This is a genomic window from Chondrinema litorale (assembly GCF_026250525.1).
GTDB classification, from domain to species: Bacteria; Bacteroidota; Bacteroidia; order Cytophagales; family Flammeovirgaceae; genus Chondrinema; species Chondrinema litorale.
Genome location: NZ_CP111063.1, coordinates 1 through 12,868, shown reverse-complemented (window position 1 = coordinate 12,868; position 12,868 = coordinate 1). Strand labels below are relative to the sequence as shown.

The 12,868-nt window shown below is 33.4% G+C and carries 6 protein-coding genes; 5 read left to right on the top strand and 1 reads right to left on the bottom strand.

All coding sequences use genetic code 11. The features are described from left to right. Positions 1 to 18 precede the first annotated feature (18 nt). The 5 genes from OQ292_RS38685 (at position 19) to OQ292_RS38665 (ending at position 12,023) form a co-directional block, all read left to right on the top strand. A complete protein-coding gene (locus tag OQ292_RS38685) occupies positions 19 to 3,681 on the top strand; it encodes a PAS domain S-box protein (protein WP_284689613.1) in 3,663 nt (1,220 codons plus the stop codon). Further along, positions 3,678 to 4,442, top strand: coding sequence for a LytR/AlgR family response regulator transcription factor (locus OQ292_RS38680; RefSeq protein WP_284689612.1), 765 nt, complete (start codon positions 3,678 to 3,680; stop codon positions 4,440 to 4,442). Before OQ292_RS38685 ends, OQ292_RS38680 begins: the two co-directional genes overlap by 4 nt. A gap of 137 nt (positions 4,443 to 4,579) precedes the next feature. Then, positions 4,580 to 10,549, top strand: coding sequence for a PAS domain-containing protein (locus OQ292_RS38675; protein ID WP_284689611.1), 5,970 nt, complete (start codon positions 4,580 to 4,582; stop codon positions 10,547 to 10,549). A 21-nt stretch (positions 10,550 to 10,570) separates the two neighbouring features. Next, positions 10,571 to 10,984: a hypothetical protein gene (locus OQ292_RS38670; RefSeq protein ID WP_284689610.1), complete on the top strand. Its 414-nt coding sequence runs from the start codon at positions 10,571 to 10,573 to the stop codon at positions 10,982 to 10,984. Positions 10,985 to 11,009: 25 nt separating this feature from the next. Continuing rightward, positions 11,010 to 12,023 (top strand): sensor histidine kinase, encoded by a 1,014-nt coding sequence (locus OQ292_RS38665; RefSeq protein WP_284689609.1) that lies wholly within the window; start codon positions 11,010 to 11,012, stop codon positions 12,021 to 12,023. A 294-nt stretch (positions 12,024 to 12,317) separates the two neighbouring features. Here the strand turns inward: OQ292_RS38665 and OQ292_RS38660 are convergent, their stop codons facing one another. Continuing rightward, positions 12,318 to 12,545 carry a hypothetical protein gene (locus OQ292_RS38660; RefSeq protein ID WP_284689608.1) on the bottom strand — a complete coding sequence of 76 codons (228 nt, stop codon included), beginning with the start codon at positions 12,543 to 12,545 and terminating at the stop codon, positions 12,318 to 12,320. Between the last annotated feature and the right edge of the window lie 323 nt (positions 12,546 to 12,868).

The following is a 12,868-nucleotide window of genomic DNA, read 5'->3' as shown; positions in this document are numbered from 1 at the left end:
TTTTAATATGAGTTAAGTATGATTTATTCATTCGAAACAAAGGTGCTCAGGTCTATTTTAATGGGTATAATGATTGTATCAGTTATTATTGTCTTTTGCAATTTTTTAGTAGAAGGACAATCAATAGTTTATGTTATCCATGTTATATCTTTAATTTCATTTAGTTCTTTATATTTATTTCTTAATAAAACAAAGAAATATGAAATTGCCGCTCTACTTTCAGGAGTGGTTTTTTTTATGTTGATATTGTTAAGTTGGTTTATTGTAGGAGGATATTATTCTCATGGACCTTATTGGTTAGTTCTATTAAATGTGGTATTAATCTCATTAGCAGTTAGGAGATATAGAAAAATCGTTACATTATTTTGTTTCGTATTATTGTTAGTATTAGTTGGTATGCAAATGTTGTATCCAAAACTGATTGCTCCTCCTACAGAACTAACAATTCGACTTGTTCCTTACATGGTCGTAATTAGTTCATCTCTAGTTATTTTTTTTGTCTATACTTTAAAGGAAAATCTAGATATAGAAAAGGATATAGTAAATGAGCAAAACATAATTCTCACAGATCAAAATGATATTATTCAGGAACAGAATAATGTAATACATGAGATAAATGACTTGCTCGAACAAAAAGTAATTGAACGAACCAAAAAACTAGAAGAAAAGCAAAAGGAACTAGAAGAACTGATAGTAGCTAAAGACAAACTTTTTGATGCACTTCATAAAGAAGAGTTATTTTCTAAAAGTTTATTATCAAACCTGCCTGTGGGTATTCTTGTATTTGATTTAGATGGAGATATTGTTCACACAAATACGGTTATAAAAGAATTCTTACAAATGGATCAAGTAGACTCTGTCTTAAATATAATTGAGAATACTTTTGTAAGGCACTACGGAATAGACCAGTATTTTTACAGGGCAAAGCAAGGTATTAAAACCATAAACAAAGAAATATTTCTTGACTTTTCTAATGAACTTAACAGGAGAAGTAAAAGAGATTCTCAAAACTGGATTAAAATTTCAGTAGTTCCTGTTCAAACAAATAGTAGAAATCAGGTTGAAAATATTTTGTTTCTGATAGAAGACATTACAGAAACCAAAAGGGTAGAAGACAACCTTAAAATATCAGAAATTAGACTTAACTCTATCATAGAGAGTACAACAGATTACATAGCATTGTTTGATAGAAATTTTAGTTTATTAAAATGGAATAATAGTTATGAAAGATTACTAAAAGATAATAAAGGTTTAAGTATTTATACTGGCCTGAACCTGCTTAAAAACTACCCAAATGAAATAAAAAGAGACAATTGGGAAAAGCTAATGCGTAGAGCTTACCAAGGCGAACATGTTCAGGTATTTTTAGAATTGAACCTAATAAATAATGAGACACAACACATAGATTTAAACCTCTATCCGGTATATGAAGGGGATGAGGTAATTGGGGTTACGCAATTTGGTAGAAACATTACCAACCAAAAGAAGGCTGAGCTTAAGTTAGTAGAGCTTAAACAAAAAATGTCGCCAATCTTAAAGACTTTACCAATTGTAGTTTGGTCTATTAATAAAGATGATAAGCTTACTTACATACAAGGTAATGGCTTAGACGTGTTGGGGGTTAAAGAAAATATAGCTGTAGGTAAAAATTTGTTTGAATATTTTGGGGATTCAACTAGTAATAATGATTTAATTAAAAAAGTTTTTAGCTCAAATAAACCCGAAAGCTTCGAAGTAAATGTAGGTGATTTAACATTTAGAACTTATACAGTTCCGGGAGTAAATGGAATAGGAGAAAAAGAGCTGATTGGCATTTCGATGGATATTACAGAAAAAAAATCCATTGAACAGCACCTTAGAATAAGTGAATCTTATCTTAAATCGATTATTAATAGTACCAAATATGCGATTTGGGCTGTAAATACAAAAGGAGAACTTACACTTTTTAACAGAAATATGGCTGCTTTTTTTAGAAAAGAATTTGGAGAGCAGTTATACACAGGCAAAAAGTTATTAGAATCTGTTAATCATATTCATCGCCATGTTTGGGAGGCAATTCACGAAAGAGGTTTCTCGGGTAAAACAGCATTGTTTGAATATGAGATTAACAATGAGTTTTATGAAATAGTAGTAAACCCAATTTACATAAACAATGAAATAGAAGGGATAGCCGTCTTCTCAAAAAATATTACTGCAAGAAAAAAATCACTCGACAAGCTAAAAGAAAGGGAAAGGTTTATAGATAATGTATTAAATACAGTACCGGTTCAGGTATATATAGATGAGGTAGATAAACAAAGTGTACATTATGTAAATAGGCCAAATTATTACCAATATAAGTATAGAGATAATAGTCTGATTGATTTTAAAGAGCAACACATTTACGATCTTTGCCATATAGAAGATCTTCCTAAACTGTATGAGCATTATCATGCTAGAGAAGCAGGTTTATATCATCAAGCATCAGAAGTAATTGTAAGGTTAAAGGATAACCAAGGCAATTGGAGATGGACAATGATTAGAGAGGTTTCATTAAAGCTGAAAAATGAAGATGGAGGCAAGAAATTTCTAGGTGTCGCTACTGATATTCACTCTTTAAGGGAAAAAGAAAATGAATTAAAACAGATTTCTAATAAGTTGATGTTGGCCACGCGAATTGCCAAAATTGGTATTTGCATTTTTAAACCTAAGAGTGGTGAGATGATGCAAGATCAACAGGCAAGAGAATTACTTCAACTTAAAAATGAATCTGAAATATCCTTAGAGTTCTTTCTAGATAAAGTAGTAGATGAGATACAAAAAGCAGAGCTGGAAAACGCTATCTATCACCCAGAGTTGTTTAAAAACCACAAGCTAGAAATTTCTCTTGGTTATGGCAAAAAGAAGCAATCACTAAAATATTTTGAGTTAATTGTTACTCCTGTTGTAAATGAAGGCGAAGAATGTGATTCTGTAATTGGAGTAATATTCGATAAAACAGATTCGCGAAACAAGGAGATCAGGCTTAGACAAAAGCAGAAAGAAGTGCTAGAAACCACTAAAAAAGTGGCTGAATATAAGTTGATGGCACTAAGAGCTGTTATGAATCCACATTTCTTGTTCAACTCTTTAAATTCTATTCAATACTTTATTGCACTCAATCAAAAAGCAGATGCACTCTCTTACCTGTCTTTATTTTCGAAGTTAATTAGGAAAGTGATTAATAGCTCTGTATCGGGTAGTATATTGTTAAAGGAAGAGATTGAGACCATAAAATATTATGTTGAGTTAGAAAGTATGAGGTTCGAAAATAAGTTCGAATTTGATTTCTTTATCGATCCAGATTTAAATACAGAGGGTATTCAAATTCCATCTTTGCTTATTCAGCCATTTATTGAGAATGCTATTATTCATGGTATTAACAACAAAGAGGGAAAAGGATTTTTGCAAGTGAGGTTATTAGACATGGATAATTTCATCAAATGTGTAATAGAAGACGATGGTGTAGGTAGAAAACGAGCTATGGAAATTAAAGGAGAAAATCCACTAGGGCATGTTTCAGTAGGAATGATGCTCACACAAGAGCGTTTAGATATTATAAATAAAAGCATCCCAGTACAAACCAAAATTTTAGATTTAGTACATAACGATGGGAGTGCAGCAGGTACGAGAGTAGAATTAATAATTAAGATAAAAGAATGATTACAGAAAAGGAAGTTCAGGTAATTGTTGTTGATGACGAGAAAAAAAGCCGTGAAAGCTTGGTGGTTTTGCTCAGCGAGTTTTGTAAAAGCGTGCAAGTTTTAGGTTCTGCCGGAAGCGTAAAAGAAGGACTTAAGTTAATTGAGGAGGTTGATCCAGACATTGTTTTTCTGGATATCCAAATGAATTCTGAAACAGGTTTCGACTTGTTGAGAAAGTCTTTGCCTACTAGTTTTGAGGTGATATTTACAACAGCTCATTCGGAATATGCCATAGAAGCAATTAAGTTTTCTGCACTAGATTATTTGCTTAAACCTATTGATATTCAAGAACTTCAATTAGCTGTAAGCAAATACAGAAAAAAATCTTCTGACAGTAAATTATCTCAACGGCTCGAAACGCTCATAGATAATTTTAAAAATACAAAGTCAGAATCTTTTAAAATGGCTTTATCAACATCAGACGGGCTAATTTTCGTAAACCTTTCAGAAATAGTTTATTTAGAAGCAGATGGCAGCTATACTATGTTTTACTTAAAAAATGGTGAAAAACATCTGGTAACCAAAAACCTTAAAGAATACGAGACTTTATTAGCTCCAAAAAACTTTTTTAGAATACATAATTCTTTTGTAATCAATCTAGGAGAAATTGTAAAGTATGTAAGGGGAGAAGGTGGTTATGTCGTAATGACGAATGGCAAAAGTTTAGATGTTTCTAAAAGAAAAAAACAGGCATTTTTGAGTAAAATCCATCTAGATTAATTTAGAAATTACGATTTCCAGTTTTTAGATGAATCCGCCCACTTATTAGAAAGTTTCTACCAGCTTTAAATTCACACTATTATTATATAGGTGTTAAGTATAGTTTAGCTAAAGAACAAAATGGCTAGATAATACAAATGATCAACCTATCAAAATACTTAGCATCGAATACCAAACTTTTAGAAGCTCAAGACACTTTAGCGCAGTTAAAAAAAGAGATTTCATCTGCAACACTATTTGTAAAAAAAATAGAAGAAGGAGAGCTTGATACACCATACCCAGGTGTAAACGAAAACGACTTTAATGCTAATTCACTTTCTGGTTCTTTAATTAGTATGAGGAACCAACTTAAAAGCATGAGTGAGACAGAGTCTCAAAGAAAGTGGATTACTGAGGGATTGGCTTATTTTAGTGAAGTATTAAGAAAAAACCAGCAAGAACTCGAAGAAACCAGCTATGAAATTATTTGCAATCTGGTAAAGTATGTAAAGGCTAATCAAGGTGGCATTTACATAGTAGATACCGAAGAGCAAGTACTTGAGCTTAAGGGATGCTATGCTTACGATAGGAAGAAGTTTATAGATAAGAAGTTTGAGTTTGGAGAAGGGCTTATAGGGCAAATTTACTTAGAGAAAGAAACACTCTTAATGAGTGATATTCCTGATAATTATATCAATATCACTTCTGGTTTGGGCGATGCACCTCCTCGCTCAATTGTGATTGTTCCCCTAAAAGTGAATGATGAAGTATTAGGAATTATTGAACTGGCCTCGTTTACCAATTTTGAAGCTTACCAAGTTGAGTTTCTGGAAAAACTGGGCGAAAACATCGCTTCTTCAATCTCTACTATCCAGATCAACGAAAAAACCCAAGAGTTACTGAGTCAAAGCCAGAAGCAAGCAGAAGAGCTAAGAACTCAAGAGGAGGAGATGAAGCAAAACTTGGAAGAAATGCAGGCTACACAAGAAGAGCTTGCCAGAAAAGATGCTGAGTCTCAGAGTGTTTTATCGGCTCTAAATACTGCTTATTTTGTTGCGGAGATTAACAAAAATGGAGAGGTACAATCTTCCAATAAACAACTTACTAATCTAATTAATAAGGTATTTGGTGTACACCATATCGAAGGAGAAAACTATAAAAAATATAGTAACTCGAAAGTATCTTTTGAGAAAATTATAGAAGATGTATTTAATGGTGGTAATTCTTCAAGAGTAGCTTCATTCGCAGCTAACGACCAGAAAAAATGGTTATTCGAGACTTATTCTCCAATTTTTGATAACCAAAAGCAAATCAAAAAAATTCTGATGGTGGCATCAGATATTACTCATGGAAAAGAGCAGGAGTTAGAGCTTGTAAAAATACAAGATCAGATTATGACCGAAAAAGGTCGTATGGAATCTTTCATGAATAGTTATACAGATGATATTTTTATACTAGATAAAGACAGAGAAGTAATACAGGTAAATGCATCTGTTAATGAAAAATTTAGGAATGTAGGTATAGAAGTACAAGTCGGCTCTTCGGTGTATAATTATGTTGAAGACAATGATGATGATGAGCTATTAAATAAGAAATTCATTGACTATTGCTACGATTCAGTTGCCAAAGGTGAAACTGTATCTTCTGTAAGAAAATATTATTTAGGCGATCAAGTAGGCTATTATAATGTAAGCTTTTTTCCACTAAAGTCTGGCGATGGTGTAATTGGAGCAGGTTTAGTTTCCAGAGATATTACTGAGCAGCGTTTATTGCAAGATCAAATAATCTCTGAGAAAGGCAGAATGGATTCTTTTATGGACAGTACAAAAGATCAAATTCTGTTGCTAGATATAGATTTTAAGATTAAGAATGCGAATAAGCAATCGAAAGATTTTTATAAGAAGAATGGGCTGGAAATAAAGGAAGGTGAGAATCTATTTGAGTACCTTTCTGAAGCGGATAGAAAAACAATGAAGTTAGACTTCGAAAAAGTTTTAAAGGGAGAAACTTTAACTTTTGAAAAAGAAGTTGTTTTTCAGAATGCTTCAAAAAGCTATTCACAAATCGTAGTATTTCCTCTAACAGTGGCTGGAAAAATTGAGGGGATAGGAGTGATTACAAGAGATATTACTGAGCAGAAGTTACTTCAAGATCAGATAATCGAGGAGAAGGGGCGTATGGAATCCTTCATGAACAGTACAACTGATAATATCTTTTTGTTAGATAAAGATGCCAAAATTGTACAGGTAAATAATACAGTATTAGAAAGCTACGGCAAAAGAAATATTGAAGTTCAAATAGGGATGTCATTGTTTGATTTGACTACAGATGACGACTTGGAGAACATGAAAAGGCGATTTAATAATGCCTTAAGCGGAAGAGCTAGCAGCGAAGAGAGTAAGTACACTATGGGAGGTTTCGATAATTACTTCCAAAGTAATGTTTTTCCACTTAAATCTCACGATGAAATAATAGGAGTTGGCATTGTTAGCAGAGACATTACAGGACGTAAAATGTTAGAACTGGAATCTGCTGCTAAAAATGAAGAACTTCTTGCCAGTGAAGAAGAGTTGAGGCAAAACATGGAAGAGCTTTCTGCTACCCAAGAGGAAATGCAGCGAGTGATGAAGGAGATTCAGGATAGTGAATCTTTCATGAAAGGCCTTGTTAACTCAACTACAGATACCATCTTTACCATAGACAAAGACTTTAAGTTGATTGTTTATAATGATGTATTCCGTAAAACTTGGGAAAGTTTTGGTTTTAGAGTAGATAAAGGAATGCATATGTCTACCTATTATACAGATACTGCAGAGTGGGAGACGTACGTAAAGCTTTTTAAAAGGTGTTTTGGTGGCGAGCAGTTTACAACTAGTGGAAGCAAGGAGATTGGTGGTGATATGCACTATTTCTTATTTGTGTACAGCCCAATTTACGATGTTTCTAACAATGTGATCTCTGCCGCAGTTTTTGCCAAAGATGTTACTGAAGAAGAACTTACTAAGCAGCAAAATGCAGAATTACTAAAAGAAACCCAAGAAGTTGCAGACGAGCTAAAAGCGCAAGAAGAAGAACTTCGCCAGAATATGGAAGAGCTTTCTGCAATACAGGAGATGGTAATGCAGGAGAAAGGTCGCATGGAGTCTTTCATGAATAGCACCACTGATAACATTTTTATACTCGATAAAGCTGGCGATATTATTCAGGTAAACGAGCCTGTAAAAGAAATTTTCCGTGCACAAGGTGTTGAGGTAAAATCAGGGATGTCTCTCTTAGACCTTACAGAAGAGCACCAAAAAGAAAGCATCAAGAATAATCTTATAAAAGCTTCGAAAGGTGAGTCAACAGGTGTAGAGCTTAAATACACCTTCGAAGGCTTTAATAATTACTACCACACTCAAACTTTTCCTTTACAGTCTGATGGAGAGGTAATAGGCATTGGTGTAGTTACCAGAGATATTACAGATCGTAAAAGGTTAGAAGAAGAAGCGGCTAAGAAGCATGAAGAGTTAATGGCTAGTGAAGAAGAATTGAGGCAGAATATTGAAGAAATGATGGCCATTCAAGATCAGGTAATTCAAGAAAAAGGTCGAATAGAATCATTTATAAATAGTACTTCTGATAGTATAATGCTATTAGATACTGAGGGTAAATTTATAAATCTGAATAGTAATGCCGCTGACCTATTTAGCCAGTCTGGAAAAGCAATTAAAATTGGTGTTCCAATTTATGATTATATTGATGCAAAAGTTGATAATGAGAAAATAAGAACCCGTATTAATAATGCATTAGCAGGCAAAACCGAAATTGAAGAAGAAAGACACGATATCGCTGGCAATAAAGTCTACTTACAGGTTCATACTTTTCCTTTAAAATCTGAAGGTAATATAATAGGTGTGGCACTAATCACCCGAGATATTACCGAGCGCAAACTATTGGAAGAAGAGGCAGCCAAACGCCACGAAGAGTTAATGGCTAGCGAAGAGGAGTTGAGACAAAACATGGAAGAGCTTTCTGCAACTCAAGATGAAATGCAGCGCATCATGGTTGAAGTTCAGAACAGCGAAGCATTCATGAAAGGCTTGATTAACTCTACCACAGATACAATCTTTACACTCGACCACGATTTAAGGCTGGTAATCTTTAATAAAGTATTTAGAAATACTTGGGAGCAACTAGGCTTTAAAGTAGAAAAAGGTACTGAGATGCAGGTTTTCTACAAAGATCCTAAAGAGTGGGATACGCACGAGAGCCTTTTCAGAAGAGCATTATCTGGTGAAGTTGTTACACTAAACACAAGTAAAGAAATTGGTAATGAAACGATGTACTTCGATATCATTTACACGCCAATACGTAACAATTCTAACAGAGTAATTGCTGCTGCTGTCTTTGCAAAAGATATTACAGAAGCAGAAATTGCCAAACGCCAGAATGCACAATTATTAAAAGAGAGCCAACAACAAACGGAGGAGTTAAAGGCGCAAGAAGAAGAGCTTCGCCAAAATATGGAAGAGCTTTCTGCCACTCAAGAAGAGATGCAGCGAATTATGCTCGAAGTACAGGATAATGAGGCATTTTTAAAAGGCTTAATCAACTCTACTTCCGATACTATATTTACTGTAGATCGCAACTTAGAGTTGATCAACTTTAACAAGGTGTTTGCCGATACATGGGAAAGTCTTGGTGTTGAAGTTGCAAAAGGTGTAAGCATAGAAACCTTTTACACAGACCCTGAAGAGTTAAAGCAACACAAAAGCTATTTAAAGAAAGCGCTTTCTGGTGAGCAGTTTAACTTAAACGTAAGCAAAAAAATCGGCGAAACTGTAGTCTATTTCAGTATAGTTTACAGTCCAATTGAAGATAAAGATGGAAAAGTGATTGCCGCTTCTATCTTTGGTAAAGATGTTACACAAGAAGAGATATCTAAGCGTGAGAATGCAGAATTGCTAAAAGAAAGCCAGCAGCAATCTGAGGAGTTAAAAGCACAAGAAGAAGAGCTTCGCCAGAATATGGAGGAGCTAACGACTATCCAAGATATGATTCTTGAAGAAAAAGGCCGAATGGAGTCTTTTATGAATAGCACTACCAACAGTATTTTTATTCTGGATAAAGAGGCAAACATCATTCAGGCAAATGCTGTAATTAAGAACTCAATGAAAGAGTACGGCATAGAAGTGACAACAGGAATGTCGGTATTCGATATTATTGCACCACACGAAATAGAAGGTGCTAAAAAAGATATTGAGCTCGCTTTAGCGGGAGAGACGACCAGAAAAGAGGTGAGTTATGAATCTGAAACCTTAAATGGTTATCTAGATATTCAGACATTTCCATTGTATTCTAATGGCGAAATAATAGGGGTTTCTATTGTGTCATCTGATATTACTGAGCGCAAATCTCTGGAAAAAGATGCCGCCGCCAAGCACGAAGAGCTAATGGCTAGTGAAGAAGAATTAAGACAAAATCTGGAAGAAATTTCTACCATGCAAGATATGATTGTGACTGAAAAAGGTCGTATGGAATCTTTTATGAATAGTACTTCAGATAACATCTTCTTGCTAGATAAAGATGCAAATATTATTCAAGCGAATGATGCTGTAAAAGAAGTATATCGCCAGCATAATATTGAGGTAAAAGTAGGGATGTCTCTTTTCGAACTTGTAACAGAAGACGATAAGAAAAACATTACCAGAAATATTAAAAATGCACTCAAAGGTAAATCAACCAACGAAGAGAAAAAATACGATCTGGGTGAATTCAACAACTACTATCAAACACATACTTTCCCATTAAAATCTAACAAAGAGATAGTAGGAGTAGGTATAGTTACCAGAGATATTACCGCCCAAAAAAGAACTGCTTTAGAAGTTGCTACCAAGCACGATGAGTTAATGGCTAGCGAAGAGGAATTAAGACAAAATCTGGAGCAGATGAAAACCATACAGGAAATGCTTAATGAGCGAAACTTGGAAGTGGAAAGTATTCGCCAAGAGGGAAAAGCAAAAACTGAGGCATTACTAAAAGAGCAGCAAGAAATAATGAAGAAGTTTGAAAAACGCTCTAAATCGAGAGAGGCAGAACTAATGGAGCGAATTAAACAACTTGAAGCTGCTGTATCAAAAAAATAATTTTACGTGGCGTATCAATAAATGAATATTTTAGAAAAAGAGTATGTAAAAGCTGAATATCTAGAAAGCCTAAAAGCTATACTTCTTAACTGGTACGAGTTGCCAGACTCTAAAAAACTTACAACTACCTTGTTTGTTTTACGCGAATTTATCGAAGAGCAAAATATAAAAAACTGGATAGTAAATACATCTCAATTATATGCGAGTAAATTGGAAGATGAAGGCCAGGTAATTTATGCCTGGTCTTCTATACTCATCAATGCTGGTATATCTAACAAAGCTATAATCGTATCAGAAGCTAAATACAATGCTATGGAAATAGAGGAAATAATGGGAACCATTAGCTTGTATCACGATTATGAAATGAGATTTTTTCCCGATTTTAAGGAAGCCAAAAAATGGATTGAAAAAATGAATTCGATACAAGGAGAATAGCAAACTTCTGACGGAGATTTACTTTATGCATCATTTAAAACTAGATAAGCAATTTAATATTCAGGAGATTTCAGATGGAATAAAGCAAAACTTTTCAACTTACTGTTGCAAAGCTGAAGGCAATTTTCTTTTTCAATTTATTCAACCTCAAATTCCTGTATTAGACATTATGGAAAACCTGATTGCCAGAAGTTTTGCTTCTTACAATTGTGTTTTTATTAATGAGCAGCAAATGGAAAATATGAAATTTGTCTGCACCATTTTGCCATCTACCGTTTCTGAAGAATACTCTTGGGATTGCTGGTTATACGAAGTTAAAGCAAATGCTTTTGAAGAGATGTACCTTCAAGAAAAGTTGGAATTTCAACATTTTATTTACAAAGTATCGCATGACATACAAGGCCCGGTAAAGTCTATTAAGGGATTACTATCGCTACTTGAGACCGAAAATAATTCTCAGCCAGTTCAAGATATACACTCAAAAATTTTCTCTCTAACAGATAGACTCGACGATCTTATTTACAAGCTATTAGATATTGTAAATATAAAATCAAAATCGCGAGTAGAAGCAAGAGCAATAGATTTCGAAGAGATTATTTATAAAACACTTGATAAAATAAACAAAGAAAAAGACATAAGTAATTTGTTTTTTAAAGTAGATAAAAAGGCCGAAACTGAGTTTATAAGCCAGTATTACTACATTGAAGTTATATTTCAGCATTTAATAGCCAATGCTATAGAAGCCTTTGAAGATAAGAAAGGAGGAGAGTTAAAAATTACTATCGATAAAAATTTAAATAATGAATTAGTACTTGAGTTTAGAAACAATGGACCAACAATTCCAGATGATTTTTGCCAGAAAATGTTTAACATGTTTAACAGAGGTAAGAAGATTGGAAACCATCCTGGTTTAGGTTTGTACCTCGTTAAAAAGACCGTAGAAATTCTGGGTGGAAATATCATTTGCTTCAACGATTCCGACGAAGTATGTTTCCGGTTAACATTGCCAAACATGGTTTACCTAAGAGAAATTGCCTGATTTTTTGTTACTCATTTACCTAAAAGCTAACCCTCAATTTCATCTAGCTTTTCAACCCCTACGTAATACAAATCAAACTTTGCAGGATAAACTTAAAAATCGCTGTATGAAATGAAAGGATATAACTTAATATTACCTCAAATTATCAAAAAGGTTTACTATCGTCGAGTAATGCGATTTTGTCTTGAAATTAGGCTGTGCATTGTTTAGTTATTGTAACTTTATTTGCTTAAATTAACATAATATCATTTAAGCAGATTTTGAAATACTGAAATTTAAGGAGAAATGAGTCTGTTACAACACTCTAAAAATTTCTACAGAAATAACAGTAATCACCAACAGTGAGGTTATGAGTTTATAATCTTCTTTGTAAACCATTTTATAACCTATTACTCTTAATATCAGAGTTGGAAAGGTTGTTACTGCTGCAAATATTAACCAAAAATCAAATATGAGTTCTTCTAAATTATCATATCCACCGATTATTATTACCCTGATTATCAAATAAATTGAAGTAGTCAATTAACTAGATATTTATTTTCAATTTTTTCTTGAACTTCATTGATGGAATTTTCATCTATTAGAAATTCTTGATTTAGAAATATTTTTAGCGCATCAAATAAGAATGTAAAAAACTCTTTTAACGGATTACTGCTATTCTCAATAATTTCTAAAGGCATCCACATTACCCAATCTACAAGCTCATCTCTTTTATTATAATATGGCTTTTCAACTCTTGGTTTAGTAAGTTTTTTGTCATCAAAAAGTATTGATATAGTGAATAACCAATTTTTTTGATTCCTAATTTTGTCACTAACATTCAGAATACTTTCTAATTCTTTATT

Coding starts and splice junctions, on each gene's coding strand:
- OQ292_RS38665 (WP_284689609.1), top strand. CDS start 11,010: ATGCATCATTTAAAACTAGATAAGCAATTTAATATTCAGGAGATTTCA.
- OQ292_RS38670 (WP_284689610.1), top strand. CDS start 10,571: ATGAATATTTTAGAAAAAGAGTATGTAAAAGCTGAATATCTAGAAAGC.
- OQ292_RS38675 (WP_284689611.1), top strand. CDS start 4,580: ATGATCAACCTATCAAAATACTTAGCATCGAATACCAAACTTTTAGAA.
- OQ292_RS38680 (WP_284689612.1), top strand. CDS start 3,678: ATGATTACAGAAAAGGAAGTTCAGGTAATTGTTGTTGATGACGAGAAA.
- OQ292_RS38685 (WP_284689613.1), top strand. CDS start 19: ATGATTTATTCATTCGAAACAAAGGTGCTCAGGTCTATTTTAATGGGT.